Below are 17,762 nucleotides of genomic sequence, written 5' to 3' on the forward strand. Positions count from 1 at the left end.
GGTGTGAGGGCGTCAGGTGCATCCTGGCGCCCTCGCGCGTGTCGGGGGCGTGGGGCGGTGGGTGTGCGCCGGGGTCACTCGGGTGGAGGCTGGTGGGGGCGGGGTGGGGGTGGCGAGGGTGGTGGTATGGATGCGGAGGGTGCTTGGCGGGTCGGGCAGGTGCGGCGGGCGGCGGCTGCGGCGCTGATCGGGACGGCGATCGAGTTCTACGACTTCTTCATTTACGGGACGGCGGCCGCGTTGGTGTTCGGGCCGGTGTTCTTTCCCGGATTGGGCACGGTGGGGGCGCTGTTGGCGGCGTTCTCGGTGTACGCGGTGGCGTTCCTGGCCCGGCCGGTGGGGGCGGTGGTGTTCGGGCACTTCGGGGACCGGGTGGGGCGGAAGGCGACGCTGGTGGTGTCGCTGCTGCTGATGGGGTTGGCGACGGCGGCGGTGGGGCTGTTGCCGGGGTTCGGGGCGTGGGGGTGGTGGGCGCCGGCGGTGCTGGTGGTGCTGCGGGTGTGCCAGGGCGTCGGGTTGGGCGGGGAGTGGGGCGGGGCGGCGCTGCTGATCGCGGAGAACGCGCCGGCCGGGCGGCGGGGGCGGTACGGGGGGTTCCTGCAGCTGGGGCCGACGATCGGGTTCGTGCTGGCGAACGGGGTGTTCCTGGCGCTGCAACTCGGCCTGGACGAGGGGGCGTTCCGCGCGTGGGGTTGGCGGGTGCCGTTCCTGGCCTCGTTCGTCCTGGTCGCGGTGGGGCTGTTCGTGCGGCTGCGGGTCGAGGAGTCGCCGCTGTTCCGGACGGAGGGGCGGCGGGAGCGGCTGCCGGTGCTGGAGGTGCTGCGGGGGCACTGGCGTCCGGTGCTGGCGGGCGGCGGGGCGATCACGGTGGGGTACGCGCTGTTCTACCTGACCACGACGTACGCGCTGGCGTACGCGACGACCGGGCTCGGGGTGGCGAGCACGGTGGTGCTGTCGATGCTGCTGGTCGGGGCGGCGGGCATGGCCGCGACGGTGTGGTTGAGCGCCTCGCGCAGTGACCGTTGGGGGCGGCGGCGGACCTTGCGGTGGGCGACGGCTCTGGCCGCGGTCTGGTCGCCGGTGCTGTTCCCGCTGTTGGAGACGGTGAGCCGGCCGCTGATGTTCGTCGGGCTGGCGGGGGCGATGGTGGTGCTGGGCTGCATGTTCGGGCCGTTGGCGGCGTTCCTGCCGGAGCTGTTCCCGACCCGGGTGCGCTACACGGGCGCGGCGCTGACGTACAACCTGGGCGGTGTGGTCGGCGGTGCGACGACGCCGCTGGTGGCCACCCGGCTGACCGGGGCGTACGGGACGGCGCAGCCGGTGGGCTGGTACCTGGCGGTGCTGGGTGTGCTGGCCCTGGGGTGCCTGCGGATGCTGCCGGAGAACACCGGTGCGGAGCTCGGTTCGCTGGACGGTGTGGCGGGCGGTGTGGCGGGCGGTGCGGCGGACGGTGCCGAACTCGGTTCGGCGGACGGCCCGGTGGACGGCGGAGGCCGCCGGGCGCCCCGGTTGGGGACGGATCCGGCGGCCTGACGAGGGGTGGGCTCAGCCGGCCAGGGCGGCGCGGCCGGCCAGCACGACGGCGGTGTGCCGGGCGACGCGGTCGCCGAGGTGCTCGGCGGTGGCGATGTCGGACTTGTGGACGGCCTCCGGGCCGGCGTCGGCCGGGGAGGACGCGGCGGCGCCGTTGGAGAAGCCGAGCCGGTTGAGGTCGTCCTCGGAGGCGGTGGTGGCGTTCCAGCCGGGCTTGAGGCCGAGGTTGACCCAGCTCATGCCGTGCTGGGCGGCGAGGGTCTGGAAGAAGAAGAGGGTGCCGGCCTTGTCGCCGCTCTTGGAGGCGGAGTTGGTGAAGCCGGCCGCGACCTTGTCCTTCCAGGAGTCGGAGAACCAGCGCTTGCTGGTGGCCTCGGCGAAGACGTGGAAGGCGCCGGAGGCGGTGCCCATGTAGGTGGGGGAGCCGAAGACGATCGCGTCGGCGGCGTCCAGCTGGGCCCACTGCTCCTCGGTGATGGTGTCGACAGCGATCGTGACGACCTCGGCACCCGCGGCGGCGGCGCCACGGGCGACGGCCTCGGCGATCACGGCGGTGTGGCCGTAGCCGGAGTGGTAGGCGAGGGCGACGGTCGGACGGACGGCGGTCATGCGGCGCTCCAGGGGACGGGTGCGGGCCGGCGCGGTGGCCGGCGGGCAGGCGTGGGGACGGGACGGGGCGGGCGCACCGCGGTGGCGGCGGGCCCCGGCTCCGTTGGTCTCCAATATAGACCAGGTCTCCATTGGTTACCAAGAGTGGATTGGAGACCGCAGAGCTACCCTGGACGCATGACGACGGAGCAAGCGGCCCGGACCCGGACCGGACAACCCGCGGAGCAGGACGCGAAGGAAGTGCGGACCGCGCAGGAAGCACGGGACGCGAAGGAAGCGCGGGACGCACGGGGGGAGCCGGACGGACCGGGCGAGCCGGAGTACGACGTGTTCGCCCAGCTCTGTCCCAGTCGCGCGGTCTTCGCCGAGCTGGCCGACAAGTGGTCGATGCTGATCCTGATGAGCCTCCTCGGCTGCGGGCCGCAGCGCTTCTCCGAACTCCAGCGCGGGGTCGGCGGGGTCAGCCGCAAGATGCTCACCCAGTCGCTGCGCAACCTGGAGCGCAGCGGGCTGGTGCTCCGTACGGTCTTCCCGGAGACGCCGCCGCGGGTGGTCTACGACCTGCTGCCGCTCGGTCGCGAACTGGCCGAGCTGCTCGCGCCGGTCGGCCGGTGGACGGAGCACCGCGCCAGGCGGATGGTGGCGGCCCGCGAGGAGTTCGACGCGGTGCACGGCGAGGACTGAGCCGGCGCGTGGCGACGGCCGGGAGGGCCGGTGCGGCGAGGTCCGGGCCGGCCGGCGGCGGAGGCCGGAGGCCGATTTCCCTTCCGGGCCCGGAGCCGTGTAATGTCTTCCTTGTTCGACCGGCCCGGTGAAAAGCCCGGCAAGCCCCTATAGCTCAGTCGGTAGAGCGTCTCCATGGTAAGGAGAAGGTCTGCGGTTCGATTCCGCATGGGGGCTCCACTGAAAGACCCTCGCCTCACGGCGGGGGTCTTTCGCGTTTCCCGACCGGTTCCGCGGCCCGACACGCCACGGCCTAGCGGGTCGGGTACGGAATGCGCTGTGATGGTGCGTCATCGGCCGCCCGCCCGAGGGGTGCGGGCGCGAGCCGAACCCCGACCGGGAGGGTGTCATGGGTGTTCGACTCGTCGTGGTGGACGACCACCGGCTGCTGGCCGAAGCGCTGGCCACCGCACTTCAGCTGCGCGGCCACCGGGTGCTGGCGGTCGGCTCCCCGGCCGGTGTCGCCGCCGATCTGGTGGTCGGGCGGCGGCCCGAGGTGTGTCTGCTGGGGGTGGCCGCGCCGGGGGAGTCGGGTGCCTTCGACGGGCTGCGCCGGATCCGTCGGGAGCGCCCTGAGGTGGCCGTGATCGTGCTCGGTCCGGTGGGCGAACTGCGCGGAGTGGCAGGGGCGTTCGCGGCCGGCGCGGCCGGGTACGTGCCCAGCGACGAGCGGATCGAGGTGGTCGAGCGGGCCATCGGGCGGGCGCGCGCGGGCGAGGCCGCGGTCGCGGTGGACATCCTGCGCGGCGCCTTCGACCAACTGCTGCGCCCGGCGGCCGAACCGGACGACGAGGCCGTCCGGCTGCTGCGGCTGCTGACCCGCCGTGAGGTGCAGGTGCTGGCCAGGATCGCGGACGGTGAGGACACCGCGGCGATCGCCGCCGGGATGCGGATCGCCGCCAGCACCGCCCGGACGCACGTCCAGCGGGTGCTGATGAAGCTCGGCGCACGGACCCGGCTGGAGGCGGCCGCGGTGGCGGCGCGCACCGGTCTGCTGGAGCGGATGGCCGGCGGCTGAGGAGTTGGTGAGAAGGCTGGAAGCAGTCGTCCGGGTGGCGCGGAGCACCCCGGTGGGATTGGGAGAATGACCCCAGTCGTACGGATTCCGTCGACGGCTTCCGCCCGACCGGGCGGACCGTCGTTCGCTGGAGGTCGCAACATGAGTAAGTACCTGGTCACGGGTGGCGCCGGCTATGTCGGCAGTGTGGTCGCCGCCCACCTGCTGGAGGCGGGGCACCGGGTGACCGTCCTGGACGACCTCTCCACCGGTTTCCGCGAGGGCGTCCCGGCCGGTGCCGAGTTCGTCGAGGGCCGGATCCAGGAGGCCGACAAGGTGCTGGACGGTTCCTTCGACGGCGTGCTGCACTTCGCCGCCTCCTCGCAGGTGGGCGAGTCGGTCGCGGACCCGGAGAAGTACTGGCGCAACAACGTGGCCGGCTCGCTGGAGCTGATCAGCGCGATGCGCGCGGCGGGCGTGCGCAAGCTGGTGTTCTCCTCCACCGCCGCGACCTACGGCGAGCCGGAGGCCGTGCCGATCGCCGAGACCGCCCGCACCGCGCCGACCAACACCTACGGCGCCACCAAGCTCGCGGTGGACCACCTGATCACCAGTGAGGCCGTCGCGCACGGCCTGGCCGCCGTCTCGCTGCGCTACTTCAACGTGGCCGGTGCGTACGGGTCCTACGGTGAGCGGCACGACCCCGAGTCGCACCTGATCCCGCTGGTCTTCCAGGCCGCGCTGGGGCAGCGTCCGCACATCGCGGTGTACGGCGACGACTACCCGACCCCGGACGGCACCTGCGTCCGCGACTACATCCACGTCGCGGACCTGGCCGAGGCGCACCTGCTGGCGCTGGACGCGGCGAAGCCGGGCGAGCACCTGATCTGCAACCTGGGCAACGGCAGCGGCTTCTCGGTGCGCGAGGTGATCGAGTCGGTCAAGCGCGTCACCGGCCGGGAGATCCCGGTGCAGGTCGCGGGCCGCCGGGCCGGCGACCCGGCGGTGCTGGTGGCCTCGGCCGCCCGCGCCCACGAGACGCTGGGCTGGACCCCGCGCCGCCCGAACCTGGACGAGATCGTCGCCGACGCCTGGACGTTCACCCTGGCGAAGAACGGCCGGTGAGAAAAGGCCGGTGAGAAAGGCCGGTGAGCAACGGCCGGTGAGCAGTGGTGGAGTGGGGGTCGGACGGTCCAAGTCCGGCCACTCACGCACCTTCTGACGAAACTTCACCGAATCGCCACGAGCGCGTATCCCGCCCCGTACGCTGAGTGCGGTACCGGTGGGGGCCGGCGCCCATTCGGCCTCACCGGCCACCGGTGGGCGGGCGGAACGGCGGGTCCGGAACGCGGATGCCGGGCCGGTCCCCGCCCCCGGGCTCGGGCGGTGCGAGCAGGGGGAGGGACGATGGGGCGGATTCGCGTCCTGGTGGTCGACGACCACCGGATCTTCGCCGAGGCACTGGCCGCGGCGCTGGCCGCCGAGCCGGACGTGGAGGTGGGGGCGGCCGGCAGTGCCGCCGCCGCCGAGCGGGCCTTGGAGCGGGCGGCCGGCGAGGGCCGGTCCTACGACGTGGCGTTGATCGACGCCGACCTGGGCGTCGAGCCGGTCGGGACGGTCGGTGCGGCCGGGACGATCGGGACTGGCGGCCAGGCGGGCGTGCCGGGAGCGCAGGCGGGCGGCGGAGTGCCGGCCCGCCGTCGGCCCGGCGCGGAGTACGGCGACGAGGCCCGGCGCGGCCGCGGTGCCCCGCCCGTGCCGCAGCCGCGCCGGCCGGCCGTACCGGTGGGGGTGCCGGTTCCGCTGTCGGGCGGGCTGCCGGCCGGGGTGCGGGCCGCGGTGGACCCGCTGCGGGGCGATCAGTTCAGACCCGCCGCCCCGCCACCGGACGGCATCACCCTGCTCGCCCGGCTCCGCCGCGCCCACCCCGGGCTGCGCGCCGTCGTCCTGGCCACCGCCGACGACCCGCACCGCGCCGCCCGCGCCCTGCACGCGGGCGCCACCGGCTGGGTGGCGAAGGAGAGTTCGCTGGCCCGGCTGCTGGCGGTGGTCCGGGGCGTGCTGCGGGACGAGACGCACCTGCCGCCCGCGCTGCTCACCGGGGTGATCCGCGAGCTCACCACCGCCCGGCGGGACCGCACCGAGAGCGAGCGGCTGGTGGACACCCTGACGCCGCGGGAGAAGCAGATCCTGCGCTGCATGGTCGCGGGCCTCGGCCGGCAGGCCGTCGCGGAGCGGCTCTACCTGTCGCCGCACACCGTCCGGACGCACATGCAGAACGTGCTGGGAAAGCTCGGGGTGCACTCCACGCTGGCGGCCGTCGCGGTCGCCCGCCGGGCCGGGGTCAGCCCGGCCGAGCCGGCCGCGCCCCCGCCGTCCCCGGTGGTCGGCACCGTCGAACGGCCCTGACCCGCAAGCCCGGGCCCGGAGCCGTCAGCCCGGAGCCGTCAGCCGGGGATGTTGTCGAACGGGGCGACCAGCACGCGCAGCAGCGCGGCGAGTTCGGTCTGCTGGCCGGAGGTGAGCTGGGCGAGCAGTTCGCGTTCGTGCGCGAGCAGTCCGGCGAGCGCCTGGTCGGCGCGGTCGCGGCCGTCGTCGGTGAGCCTGACCAGCACGCCGCGACGGTCGTCCGGGTCGGGCAGGCGCTTGACCAGGCCCTTGCCGGTGAGGCGGTCGATCCGGTTGGTCATGGTGCCGGAGGTGACCAGGGTCTGGGTGAGCAGCTGGCCGGGGGAGAGCTGGTACGGGGAGCCGGCCCGCCGCAGGGCGGTCAGGACGTCGAACTCCCAGGGCTCCAGCCCGTGCTCGGCGAAGGCGGTGCGGCGGGCGCGGTCCAGGTGCCGGGCGAGCCGGCTGACCCGGCTGAGCACCTCCAGCGGCTCCACGTCGAGGTCGGGGCGCTCCCGGCGCCACGCTGCGACCAGCCTGTCGACCTCGTCCTCCATGACGATCAGTGTATCGGTGGATGTGTCGATGTGAAGTCTCTTGACATCGAGAAATGTGCCAGCAAGGCTAACGCTGGATATCTTGATATCGAGATACCTGTGAGGTGAACCATGACCACCCCCGTCTGGGACCCGGAGCAGTACCTGCGCTTCGCCGACGAACGCAACCGTCCGCTGCGCGAACTGCTCGCCCGCGTCCCCGCCCTCCCGCACCCCGGTGCCGAGGTGATCCTGGACATCGGCTGCGGCCCCGGCAACTCCACCGCCGCGCTGCGCGAGCGCTGGCCGACCGCCCGCCTCACCGGCGTCGACAACTCCGCCCCGATGCTGGCCACCGCCCGTACCGAGGGCGAGCCCACGGCCGAGTACCTGCTCGCCGACGCCCGCGAGTACGACCCGGCCCCGGCCGGGCCCGACCTGATCGTCTCCAACGCCACCCTCCAGTGGGTGGACGGGCACCTGGCGCTGCTGCCGCGCTGGGCGGCGGCCCTCGAACCGGGTGGGGTGCTCGCCTTCCAGGTGCCCGGCAACTTCGACGCCCCCAGCCACACCCTGCTCGCCGACCTGCGCCGCAGCGCCCGCTGGCGGGGCCTGCTCGGCGAGGAGGCCGTCCGGGCCGGCGTCCACCCGCCCGAGCGCTACCTCGACGCCCTGGTCGCCGCCGACTGCCTGCCGGACGTCTGGGAGACCACCTACCGCACCCTGCTGCCGGGGCCGGACCCGGTGCTGGAGTGGGTCAAGGGCACCGCGCTGCGCCCGGTCCTCACCCGGCTCACCGACCCGGCCGACCGGGCCGCCTTCCTGGCCGAGTACGGGCGGCTGCTGCGCGAGGCCTACCCGGCCGGGCCGCACGGGACGGTCTTCCCGTTCCGGCGGATCTTCGCCGTGGGAATCAGGCGGCCGCGGGGGTGAGACGGCCGTACGGGCGAGAAGGCCGCGGGGGCGGCCCCGGCCGGTCAGCCCTTGCGCTCGCCGACCAGCCGCGGGTGCCGCTCCAGGCCCTCCAGCCCGTGCCAGGCGAGGTTCACCAGGTGCGCCGCCACCGTCGCCTTGTCCGGCTTGCGGACCTCCAGCCACCACTGCCCGGTCAGCGCGACCATCCCGACCAGCATCTGCGAGTACATCGGGGCCAGCCGGGCGTCGAAGCCGCGGGACTTGAACTCCAGGCCCAGGATGTCCTCGACCTGCGTGGCGATGTCGCTGATCAGCGAGGCGAAGGTGCCGGTCGACTGGGCCACCGGGGAGTCCCGGACCAGGATCCGGAAGCCGTCCGTCGAGGTGTCGATGTAGTCCATCAGCGCGAAGGCGGCCTGCTCCAGCAGTTCGCGCGAGTGCCCGCCGGTCAGGGCCCCGGTGACCATGTCCAGCAGCAGCTGCATCTCGCGGTCGACGACCACCGCGTACAGCCCCTCCTTGCCGCCGAAGTGCTCGTACACCACGGGCTTCGACACCCCGGCGCGCTCGGCGATCTCCTCCACCGAGGTGCCGTCGTAGCCGCGCTCGGCGAAGACCGTCCGGCCGATCTCCAGCAGCTGTTCGCGCCGCTGCTTGCCGGTCATCCGGACCCGGCCGCCCCGGCGGCGGGCCGTCGGGGCCGGGCCGCCGCCGGCGCCCCGGTCCGGACCTCCGTCGTCGGTGCCGGCCGCCGGTGCGGCGGCCCGCGGACGGGCCTGCGCCGTGGCGGGCGCCGCGTCCGTCCGCGTGCCGTGGTGACCGCCCCTGCTGTCTGCGCTGCTCCCGTTCACCCCTACATCATGCTGGAAGCGCCGCCTCATGCGGCGCGGCGGGCGGCGATCCGCTGCGCGTCCGGCCAGCGGACGTCCCGGACCCAGCCGGCCAGCTCGAACCAGCGGATCAGCCGGGCCGAGGAGTCGATCTGCCCGCGGAGCACCCCGTGCCGGGCCGAGGTCGGGTCGGCGTGGTGCAGGTTGTGCCAGGACTCCCCGCAGGAGAGCACGGCCAGCCACCAGACGTTGCCGGAGCGGTCCCGGGAGCGGAACGGGCGCCGGCCGACGGCGTGGCAGATCGAGTTGATCGACCAGGTGACGTGGTGCAGCAGGGCCACCCGGACCAGCGAACCCCAGAAGAAGGCGGACAGCGCGCCCTCCCAGGACAGGCTCACCAGGCCGCCGATCAGCGCGGGCAGCAGCAGCGAGATGGTGGTCCAGAGCCAGAACAGCCGGGAGATCCGCCGCAGGGCCGGGTCGCGCACCAGGTCCGGGGCGTACGTGAGCTGCGGGGTCTGCTCCTCGTCGAACATCCAGCCCATGTGGGCCCACCAGAGGCCCTTCATCAGCGCCGGGACGCTCTCCCCGTAGCGCCACGGCGAGTGCGGGTCGCCGTCCTTGTCGCTGAACCGGTGGTGCTTGCGGTGGTCGGCCACCCAGCGCACCAGCGGGCCCTCGACGGCGAGGCTCCCGGCGATCGCCAGCGCCAGGCGCATCGGGCGGCCGGCCTTGAAGGCGCCGTGGGTGAAGTAGCGGTGGTAGCCGATGGTGATGCCGTGGCAGGTGAGGTAGTACATGCCGACGGTGATCGCGAGGTCCGTCCAGCCCAGCCCCCGGCCCCAGGCCACCGGGACGGCGGCGACCAGGGCGGCGAACGGCACGAGGATGAACAGGGAGAGCGCGATCCGCTCGGCCGGGCCCTGCTTCTCGCCGCCGCGGGTGGCGGACAGCCGGGTGGCGGCGGTGTCGGAGTCGCCGGTCCCGGCGGTCTGGTCGGCGGTCTCCACGGCGTCGTCGGTCTCCACGGGTGCGGCGGGGTCGGTGGGTTCGGCGGGTTCGGGGTCGGGAGACGGAGTGCGGGACGCGGCGTTCCCCGCGCGCGCCTCGCCTGCCTGGATGGTCATGGGCGTCCCTTGTGCGGCGTCCCGGAACGGGAGCGAAGCGGAGCTACGTTGGCGTAACCTACGGCATCGTAGGTTGCGCTCCGTGTCCAGGGGAACACACCGCCGCGCGGCGCTTGAGTGAATTCACCCGACTGGATGGATGAACCGGGGGGCCGGCGGGTTCGGCCGCCGGGGCTGGAATCCGGGCCGTGGATCGGTCAAGTCGATACCCACGGCAGGGCCCTCTCGGGTAGGGTCTGACACGACTGTCCGCCGTGGTGTAATGGCAGCACAGGGCCCTTTGGAGGCCTTTGTCTGGGTTCGAATCCTAGCGGCGGAGCCTCTGCACGCCTCGGGTTCGGGCGTTATCCGTGGCGCCGGTATTGTCGGTGCTGCTCGGCGGACTGTGCGAATGGCGACCGGCCTGGGTCCGGGCCGGGCCTGCTCTGCCCTCTCTGTGAACCTACCGAGGAGCCTCCCCGCATGGGTGCCAATTCGCTTGCCGCCGTTGTCGTGCTCGCCGCCGGTGGCGGGACCCGGATGAAGTCGAACAAGCTGCCCAAGGTGCTGCACGAGGTGTGCGGCCGCTCGTTGGTGGGTCACGCGGTCTCGGCGGCCCGGGAACTGACGCCCGGCCAGCTGGTCGTCGTGGTCGGCCACCAGCGCGAGCTGGTCGTGGCGCACCTGACGGAGCACTACCCGGCCACCCGCACCGCGGTGCAGGCGGAGCAGAACGGCACCGGGCACGCGGTGCGCACCGCGCTGGAGTCGCTGGCCGCCGACGGCGCCGTGCTGGACGGCACCGTGATCGTCACCGCCGGCGACTCGCCGCTGCTGACCGGGGAGACGCTGCGCCGGCTGGCCGACGCGCACACCGCCCAGCAGAACGGCGTCACCGTGCTGACCGCCGTCGTCCCGGAGCCCTTCGGCTACGGCCGCATCCTGCGGGACGAGGACGGCACCGTCGCCGCGATCGTCGAGGAGCGCGACGCCAGCGCCACCCAGCGCGCGATCACCGAGATCAACTCCGGCGTCTTCGCCTTCGACGCCAAGCTGCTCACCGCGGCGCTGGGCGAGCTCACCACGGACAACTCGCAGGGCGAGGAGTACCTGACCGACACCCTGGAGATCCTGCGCACGGCGGGCCACCGGGTCGGCGCCGTGGTGGCCGAGGACCACCGGGACATCCTGGGCATCAACGACCGGGTCCAGCTGGCGCAGGCCCGTCGGCTGCTGAACGACCGCCTGCTGGAGCGGGCGATGCGCGAGGGCGTCACCGTGGTGGACCCGGCGACCACCTGGTTCGACGTGCAGGTCACGTACGAGCCGGACGCCGTGGTGCTGCCGAACACCCAGCTCCAGGGCGCCACGCACCTGGGCGAGGGCTGCGAGGTCGGCCCGAACTCGACCCTCAAGGACACCCTGGTCGGTGTCGGCGCCCGGGTGAGCAACACCACGGCCGACCGCGCCGAGATCGGCGAGCTGGCCACCGCCGGCCCGTACGCCTACCTGCGGCCGGGTGCCCGGCTGGGCCGCAAGGCGAAGGTCGGCACCTACGTCGAGGTGAAGAACTCCGAGCTGGGCGAGGGCGCCAAGGTGCCGCACCTGTCCTACATCGGCGACGCCACGATCGGCGAGGGCACCAACATCGGCGCGGCCTCCGTCACCGTGAACTACGACGGCGTGAACAAGCACCGCACGGTCATCGGCGCGCACTGCCGCACCGGTTCGGACAACATGTTCATCGCCCCGGTCACCGTCGGTGACGGCGCCTACACCGGCGCCGGCTCGGTGATCACCAACGACGTCCCGGCCGGGGCGCTCGGTGTGAACCGGGCCACGCAGCGCAACATCGAGGGCTGGGTCGAGCGCAAGCGCCCCGGGACGGTGTCCGCGCAGGCCGCGAAGGCGGCGGCGGACGGGGCCGAGCAGGCCTGAGCGGGCGGGCCGGGGCCGGGGGACGGTCCCGAGGCGGACGGTTTCTGCGCGGGCGCGTAACCTTGGGGACATACGTGCGCCACAGGGCTTACCGCCCGTGTCCAGGCGTACCGACAATTCCCCAACCCGTACCGCGAGCGGGCCCTGCCTGCCCGCCACCGGGTCGAGGGTTCAGCGTTCGCAACGCGAGGAGACGGTGCAGTGAGCGGGATCACGACGTCGGGTGAGAAGAAGCTGAAGCTCTTCTCCGGCCGTGCCCACCCGGAGCTGGCGAAGGAGGTGGCCGAGGCGCTCGGGACCGAGCTGGTCCCCACCAAGGCCCTGGACTTCGCCAACGGCGAGATCTACGTCCGCTTCCTGGACTCCGCGCGCGGCGCGGACTGCTTCGTGATGCAGAGCCACACGGCTCCCATCAACCAGTGGATCATGGAACAGCTGATCATGATCGATGCTCTGAAGCGGGCCTCCGCCAAGAGCATCACCGCGATCCTGCCGTTCTACGGGTACGCCCGCCAGGACAAGAAGCACCTCGGCCGCGAGCCCATCTCGGCCCGCCTGGTCGCCGACCTGCTGCGCCAGGCCGGTGCCGACCGCCTGATGGCCGTGGACCTGCACACCGCGCAGATCCAGGGCTTCTTCGACGGCCCGGTGGACCACCTGTTCGCGCTGCCGCTGCTGGCCGACTACATCGGCGGGAAGGTCGACCGCGACAAGCTGACGGTCGTCTCCCCGGACGCCGGCCGCGTGAAGGTCGCCGACCAGTGGTGCGACCGGCTGGACGCCCCGCTGGCGATCATCCACAAGCGCCGCGACATCACCCAGGCCAACACCATCCTGTCGGCCGACGTCGTCGGTGACGTCAAGGGCCGGGTCTGCGTGCTGGTCGACGACATGATCGACACCGCCGGCACCATCTGCGCCGCGGCCGACGCGCTGTTCGACAACGGCGCCGCGGATGTCGTGGTGGCCGCCACCCACGGTGTGCTCTCCGGTCCGGCCGCGGACCGGCTGAAGAACTCGCGGGTGAGCGAGTTCGTGTTCACCAACACGCTGCCCACCCCGGCCTCGATCCAGCTGGACAAGATCACCACGCTGTCCATCGCCCCGTCGATCGCCGCCGCGATCCGCGAGGTCTTCGAGGAGGGCTCCGTGACCAGCCTCTTCGAGGGCGTGCACTGACGAAGGCCCGTGCAGGCGGCCCCGGTCCGATCGGACCGGGGCCGCCGCCGATTTCGCGGGAGGCCGCTCGTGCGGTTAGACTCGTGAAACTGCTCGGCGAGGGATGCCGTGCGCCTGCTTGCCGGGTGCCCGCTCCGTGATCGACGCGCTGCCGGTGCCGGACTCCCGTCCACCGGCAGGCCGTTGCCGCCGAGTGACCCCCGAACGTACTGAGGGTGTGGTCCCGGCGGTTTTCGCATTGCCTGCACCCCCGCGCCATTTCCACGAGGAGTGCAGTCGTGTCCGAGATCCGTATTGCCGCTGAGACCCGTTCCGAGTTCGGCAAGGGTGCCGCCCGTCGCGCCCGCCGCGCCGGCTTCGTCCCCGGTGTCGTCTACGGCCACGGCCACGCCCCGGTTCACCTGAACCTGCCCGGCCACGACCTGATGATGGCCCTGAAGACCCCGAACGCCCTGCTGGTCGTCCCGATCGAGGGCAAGGACGAGTACGTCCTGCCGAAGGCCGTCCAGCGCGAGGCCATCAAGCGCACCATCGAGCACGTCGACCTGCTGCTGGTCAAGCGCGGCGAGAAGGTCACCGTCGAGATCCCGGTCCACACCGAGGGCGAGCTGGCCGCCGGCGGCAACCTGCTCGAGCACGTCCTGAACGCGCTCCCGATCGAGGCCGAGGCCACCCACCTGCCCGAGTCGGTCACCGTCTCGGTCGAGGGCCTGGAGGCCGGCGCGGCCATCCACGCCAAGGACATCGTCCTGCCGGCCGGCGTCACCCTGGCCGTCGACGCCGACGCCGTCGTGCTGCAGGTCATCGGCGCCCAGGCCGCCCCGGCCGAGGACGAGGCCGCCGAGGCCGAGGGCACCGAGGCCTGAGCCTCGCCCCGTTAGTCGGACCGCTGCCCCGGTCGCTCCCGTCGGAGCGCCCGGGGCAGCGGCGTGTCCGGGATGATGACGACGAGCGCGAAGGAGAGGAAGGACGGCATGGCGGACGAGTACGAGGGCCCGTGGCTGGTGGTCGGGCTGGGCAACCCCGGGGAGCAGTACGCCCGGAACCGGCACAACATCGGCTTCATGGTGGTGGATCTGCTGGCGCAGCGGGTGGGTGCCAGGTTCAAGGCGCACAAGAGCCGGGCGCAGGTGGCCGAGGGACGGCTGGCGGGCAGGCGGGTGGTGCTGGCCAAGCCGATGTCCTTCATGAACCTCTCCGGCGGGCCGGTGACGGCGCTGCGCGACTTCTACAAGGCGCCGGCCTCGGCGCTGGTCGCCGTCCACGACGAGCTGGACATCGACTACGCGACGCTGCGGCTGAAGCTGGGCGGCGGCGACAACGGCCACAACGGGCTGAAGTCGATCACCAAGTCGCTGGGCCCGGACTACCACCGGGTGCGCTGCGGGATCGGCCGCCCGCCGGGCCGGATGGAGGTCGCGGACTTCGTGCTGAAGGACTTCTCCGCGACCGAGCGCAAGGAGCTGGAGTGGTTCGTGGACCGCTCGGCGGACGCGGTGGAGGCGCTGCTGTCCGAGGGGCTGGAGCGGGCCCAGGGGACGTACAACTCCTGAGCCTCCTGACCGTCCGTCAGGACCCTGCGCGGGGTACGCAACGGTCGTACAACGCTTGGCCCGTCAAACCTGAATCGGTGTGAGAAACCTGTGCGGGATCGGATAGCGTCGGCCTGGTACGCGAACGAGTCCTGGGGAGTTCTCGATGCGGGAATTGCGTCCGGACCGCCGAGTGCGGTGGAGCCGGGGGGTCGAGCTGAGGCGGCTCGGCCGGCGGGTCGGTACGGCCGGTGCACTGGGGGTGGCCGGCGTCCTGCTGTCGGGCGGTGCGGTGGCGCACGCGGAGCCGGTCGCCGAGTCGGACCCGGCGGTCTCCCCGGAGCCGGCGGCGGCGCAGTTCGGCCCGGTGCTCGGTGACTCGATGGGCCCCGACGCGGGGCTGCTGGCGGTCGGCGGCGGCCTGGTGGTGGCGGCCGGCGGCGCGGCGCTGTGGCTGAAGCGCAAGCGCGCGGGCGAGACCGCGGAGTAGGAACCTCACGGCCGAGGGCCGGTGTCCCCGACGGGACACCGGCCCTCGGCCGTTCTCGGGCCGGCCGTCAGCCGGTGTTGCGCAGGCCGGCGGCGATGCCGTTGACGGTCAGCAGCAGCGCGCGGGCGCGCAGCGGGTCGTCCTGGCGCCCGGCCGAGAGCTCCTCGCGCTGGCGGCGCAGCAGCGCGACCTGGAGGTAGGAGATCGGGTCGAGGTAGGCGTCGCGGACGGCGAAGGTCTGCTTCAACACCGGGTTGTGCTCCAGCAGTTCGCTCTCGCCGGTGAGCCGGAGCACCTCGCGCAGGGTGAGCGCGTGCTCGGCCTTGATCTCGTCGAAGACGTGGTGCAGCTCGCCGGGCACCAGCTGCTCGACGTAGTGGCGGGCGATCCGCAGGTCGGTCTTGGCCAGCGTCATGGCGACGTTGGACAGGAAGTTGCGGAAGAAGTGCCACTCGCCGTACATCTCGTCCAGCACGTCGCCGAGGCCGGCCGCGCGGGCGGCGGCGAGGCCGGAGCCGACGCCGTACCAGCCGGGGACGATCTGCCGGGACTGGGTCCAGCCGAACACCCACGGGATGGCCCGCAGGCCGTCCAGGCCGGCGCCGGAGTCGGGGCGGCGGGACGGGCGGGAGCCCAGGTGCAGCGAGGCGAGCTGGTCGACCGGGGTGGAGGCGAAGAAGTACTTCGGCAGGTCCTCCTGCTCGACCAGGCCGCGGTAGGCGGTGTGGGCGGCCTCGGAGACCTGGTCCATCGCGGCGTCCCAGCGGGCCAGCGACTCGGGGGCCTGGCGCGGGGCGGTGTGCAGCGCGGAGGCGGAGAGCGTGGCGGAGAGGGTCAGCTCCAGGTTCTCCCGGGCCAGCGAGGGGAGCAGGTACTTGTCGGAGATGACCTCGCCCTGCTCGGTGACCTTGATCTCGCCCTCCAGGGTGCCCCAGGGCTGGGCCAGGATGGCCTCGTGCGAGGGGCCGCCGCCGCGGCCGACGGTGCCGCCGCGGCCGTGGAACAGGCGCAGCCGGATGCCGTAGCGGTGGGCGACGTCGCGCAGCCGGCGCTGGGCGCGGTGGATCTCCCACTGGGAGGTGGTGATGCCGCCGAACTTGGAGGAGTCGGAGTAGCCGAGCATGACCTCCTGGACGTCGCCGCGCAGCGAGACGAGCAGGCGGTAGGACGGGTCGGAGAGCATCTCGTCGAGGATGCGGTCGGCCTGCTGGAGCTCGTCGGTGGTCTCCAGCAGCGGCACGATGCCGATCTTGGCGATGCCGGCGTGCAGGTCGATCAGGCCGGCCTCGCGGGCCAGCACGGTGGCGGCGAAGACGTCGTCGGCGCCCTGGCACATCGAGATGATGTAGCTCTCGACAATCTCGTCGCCGAAGCGCTCGAAGCCCTGGCGGACGGTGTTGAAGACGCCGAGGGTCTTGGTGCCGGCCTCGTCCAGCGGGGCCGGGGTGGGGGCGAGCGGGCGGCGCGAGCGGAGCTCCTTGGCGAGCAGCTTCTGCCGGTACTCGCGGGGCATGTCGGCGTAGCGCCAGGCCTCCTCGCCGAGCCGGTCGAAGAGCTGGCCGAGGGCGTGGTGGTGGGCCTCGGCGTGCTCGCGCACGTCCATGGTGGCGAGCTGGAGGCCGAAGGCCTCGACGGTGCGGATGGCGCGGGCGAGGCGGCCGTCGGCGATGAGCTCGCCGCGGTGGGAGCGCAGCGAGTCCTGGATCAGCCGCAGGTCGGCGATCAGCTCGCGGGTGCCGAGGTAGTCGCGGCCCTCGACGTGCGGGGTGCCGCCGGCCAGCCGCTCGCGGGTGTTCTCCAGCTTGAGCCGGATGCAGGTGGCCTTGAGGCGGTAGGGCTCCTCGGCGTTCATCCGCTTGTAGCGCGGGCTGAGTTCGGGGAGCAGGTGCAGGTCGGTGTTGAGCGAGGCGAGCAGCTCGACCGAGGCGCCGGCCAGCCGCTCGGAGGTGGAGAGGGTGTTGCGCAGGTCGTCGATCGCGGCGAGCGCGTCCTTGATGCCGTACTCGTGCTGGAGGTTGAGGACGTCCCAGGTGACCTGCGGGGTGACGTTGGGGTTGCCGTCGCGGTCGCCGCCGATCCAGGTGCCGAAGGTGAGCGGGCGCACGCCGTCGGGCAGGCTCAGGCCGACCCGGGCGAGCTCCTCGTGCAACTCCTCCAGGACCTCGGGGACGGCCTCGCGGTAGAGCTCGTCCAGGTAGTAGACGGCGTTGCGGGCCTCGTCGGTGGGCTCGGGGCGGGCGATGCGCAGCTCGTCGGTCTGCCAGAGCAGGTCGATGACCTCGGCCAGGCGGCGGTCGGCGGAGCGCTTGGCGCTGCTGGTGCGGGCCTGGTCGGCGGCGGCCAGGCCGGAGGTGACCTCGTCGCGGTGGATGCGGTCGAGGAGTTCGCCGATCCGGCGCAGCTTGTTGAGGACGCTGCGGCGGGCGGCCTCGGTGGGGTGCGCGGTGAAGACCGGGCGGACCGCGAGGTGGGCCAGGGTGTCCTGGAGGTGCTTGGCGTCGGCCTCGGCGAGCAGGTCGGCGGTCTGCGCGAGCAGCGAGCCCTCGCGGGCGCGGCGGGTGGCGAACTCGCGGCCGCGGTGCACCTGCTCGGTGACGTTGGCGAGGTGGAAGTAGGTGGAGAACGCCCGGACCAGCTTCGCGGCGGTGTCCAGGTCGATGTCGGAGAGGAGTTCGGCGGTGGCCTCGCCGTCGGTGCGGCTCAGCAGGCGGACCTGTTCGACCAGGCCCAGCAGCTGGGGGCCCTCCTGGCGGACCAGCGTCTCGCCGAGCAGGTCGCCGAGGCGGCGGATGTCCGCACGCAGGGCGGCGTTGTCGGGATCGGCGACGACGGGCGTGGGGCTGTCCGCCGGGGTGGGGACCGGAGCGGTCACGGCTGTCTCCCTGTGGTGGTGGGGTTCGGCAACGGCTCATCGTCACAGGTCCACACGCGTGTGGCGGGTGTGACGCGTGCGGACCGCGCTGTCCGACGCGACCAGCATAGGTGT

General features: G+C 73.1%; 16 protein-coding genes and 2 tRNA genes. 13 read left to right on the plus strand and 5 right to left on the minus strand.

Annotated features, from left to right (window positions below; all coding sequences use genetic code 11):
* The first annotated feature begins 126 nt into the window (after positions 1-126).
* Positions 127-1,533: an MFS transporter gene (locus ACLWS4_RS24855; protein ID WP_416875258.1), complete on the plus strand. Its 1,407-nt coding sequence runs from the start codon at positions 127-129 to the stop codon at positions 1,531-1,533.
* 12 nt (positions 1,534-1,545) lie between these two features.
* Here ACLWS4_RS24855 and ACLWS4_RS24860 read toward each other — a convergent pair whose 3' ends face one another.
* The gene (locus ACLWS4_RS24860) at positions 1,546-2,142 is read right to left on the minus strand and encodes a flavodoxin family protein (RefSeq protein WP_049653702.1); all 597 of its coding nucleotides are present in this window, start codon (positions 2,140-2,142) and stop codon (positions 1,546-1,548) included.
* 177 nt (positions 2,143-2,319) lie between these two features.
* Between ACLWS4_RS24860 and ACLWS4_RS24865 the strand changes: the two genes are divergently transcribed.
* From ACLWS4_RS24865 to ACLWS4_RS24885, 5 genes are all read left to right on the plus strand, one after another.
* Positions 2,320-2,826 (plus strand): winged helix-turn-helix transcriptional regulator, encoded by a 507-nt coding sequence (locus ACLWS4_RS24865; protein WP_416875259.1) that lies wholly within the window; start codon positions 2,320-2,322, stop codon positions 2,824-2,826.
* A gap of 143 nt (positions 2,827-2,969) precedes the next feature.
* Positions 2,970-3,045: transfer RNA gene (locus ACLWS4_RS24870), tRNA-Thr, on the plus strand.
* Positions 3,046-3,214: 169 nt separating this feature from the next.
* On the plus strand, positions 3,215-3,883 hold the full coding sequence (locus tag ACLWS4_RS24875) for a response regulator transcription factor (RefSeq protein WP_049653699.1): 669 nt from the start codon (positions 3,215-3,217) through the stop codon (positions 3,881-3,883).
* A 141-nt stretch (positions 3,884-4,024) separates the two neighbouring features.
* Positions 4,025-4,987, plus strand: coding sequence for a UDP-glucose 4-epimerase GalE (gene galE, locus ACLWS4_RS24880; RefSeq protein WP_049653698.1), 963 nt, complete (start codon positions 4,025-4,027; stop codon positions 4,985-4,987).
* A 282-nt stretch (positions 4,988-5,269) separates the two neighbouring features.
* Positions 5,270-6,271, plus strand: coding sequence for a LuxR C-terminal-related transcriptional regulator (locus tag ACLWS4_RS24885; RefSeq protein ID WP_416875260.1), 1,002 nt, complete (start codon positions 5,270-5,272; stop codon positions 6,269-6,271).
* Positions 6,272-6,309: 38 nt separating this feature from the next.
* Here the strand turns inward: ACLWS4_RS24885 and ACLWS4_RS24890 are convergent, their stop codons facing one another.
* Entirely contained in the window at positions 6,310-6,807 is a 498-nt protein-coding gene (locus ACLWS4_RS24890) for a MarR family winged helix-turn-helix transcriptional regulator (protein ID WP_049660288.1), read from the minus strand.
* A gap of 111 nt (positions 6,808-6,918) precedes the next feature.
* Between ACLWS4_RS24890 and ACLWS4_RS24895 the strand changes: the two genes are divergently transcribed.
* On the plus strand, positions 6,919-7,719 hold the full coding sequence (locus tag ACLWS4_RS24895; RefSeq protein ID WP_416875261.1) for a methyltransferase domain-containing protein: 801 nt from the start codon (positions 6,919-6,921) through the stop codon (positions 7,717-7,719).
* Positions 7,720-7,763: 44 nt separating this feature from the next.
* Here ACLWS4_RS24895 and ACLWS4_RS24900 read toward each other — a convergent pair whose 3' ends face one another.
* Together ACLWS4_RS24900 and ACLWS4_RS24905 are read right to left on the minus strand one after the other, a co-directional pair.
* The gene (locus ACLWS4_RS24900; RefSeq protein WP_063780418.1) at positions 7,764-8,366 is read right to left on the minus strand and encodes a TetR/AcrR family transcriptional regulator; all 603 of its coding nucleotides are present in this window, start codon (positions 8,364-8,366) and stop codon (positions 7,764-7,766) included.
* Positions 8,367-8,578: 212 nt separating this feature from the next.
* The gene (locus tag ACLWS4_RS24905) at positions 8,579-9,658 is read right to left on the minus strand and encodes a fatty acid desaturase (protein WP_079271852.1); all 1,080 of its coding nucleotides are present in this window, start codon (positions 9,656-9,658) and stop codon (positions 8,579-8,581) included.
* A gap of 248 nt (positions 9,659-9,906) precedes the next feature.
* On the opposite strand from ACLWS4_RS24905, the gene ACLWS4_RS24910 reads away from it, so the two are divergent.
* The 6 genes from ACLWS4_RS24910 (at position 9,907) to ACLWS4_RS24935 (ending at position 14,776) form a co-directional block, all read left to right on the plus strand.
* Positions 9,907-9,977, plus strand: a tRNA-Gln gene (locus ACLWS4_RS24910).
* A 143-nt stretch (positions 9,978-10,120) separates the two neighbouring features.
* A complete protein-coding gene (gene glmU / locus ACLWS4_RS24915) occupies positions 10,121-11,575 on the plus strand; it encodes a bifunctional UDP-N-acetylglucosamine diphosphorylase/glucosamine-1-phosphate N-acetyltransferase GlmU (protein ID WP_375876031.1) in 1,455 nt (484 codons plus the stop codon).
* A 201-nt stretch (positions 11,576-11,776) separates the two neighbouring features.
* Positions 11,777-12,754: a ribose-phosphate diphosphokinase gene (locus tag ACLWS4_RS24920; protein WP_049653615.1), complete on the plus strand. Its 978-nt coding sequence runs from the start codon at positions 11,777-11,779 to the stop codon at positions 12,752-12,754.
* A gap of 278 nt (positions 12,755-13,032) precedes the next feature.
* Entirely contained in the window at positions 13,033-13,620 is a 588-nt protein-coding gene (locus ACLWS4_RS24925) for a 50S ribosomal protein L25/general stress protein Ctc (RefSeq protein WP_049653621.1), read from the plus strand.
* A 108-nt stretch (positions 13,621-13,728) separates the two neighbouring features.
* Entirely contained in the window at positions 13,729-14,307 is a 579-nt protein-coding gene (gene pth, locus ACLWS4_RS24930) for an aminoacyl-tRNA hydrolase (RefSeq protein ID WP_416875262.1), read from the plus strand.
* Positions 14,308-14,452: 145 nt separating this feature from the next.
* On the plus strand, positions 14,453-14,776 hold the full coding sequence (locus ACLWS4_RS24935) for a hypothetical protein (protein ID WP_143204483.1): 324 nt from the start codon (positions 14,453-14,455) through the stop codon (positions 14,774-14,776).
* Positions 14,777-14,843: 67 nt separating this feature from the next.
* Here ACLWS4_RS24935 and ppc read toward each other — a convergent pair whose 3' ends face one another.
* Positions 14,844-17,648 (minus strand): phosphoenolpyruvate carboxylase, encoded by a 2,805-nt coding sequence (ppc, locus tag ACLWS4_RS24940; protein WP_049653627.1) that lies wholly within the window; start codon positions 17,646-17,648, stop codon positions 14,844-14,846.
* Positions 17,649-17,762 lie beyond the last annotated feature (114 nt).

The organism is Kitasatospora sp. SC0581 (genome assembly GCF_048159585.1).
Classification (GTDB): domain Bacteria; phylum Actinomycetota; class Actinomycetes; order Streptomycetales; family Streptomycetaceae; genus Kitasatospora.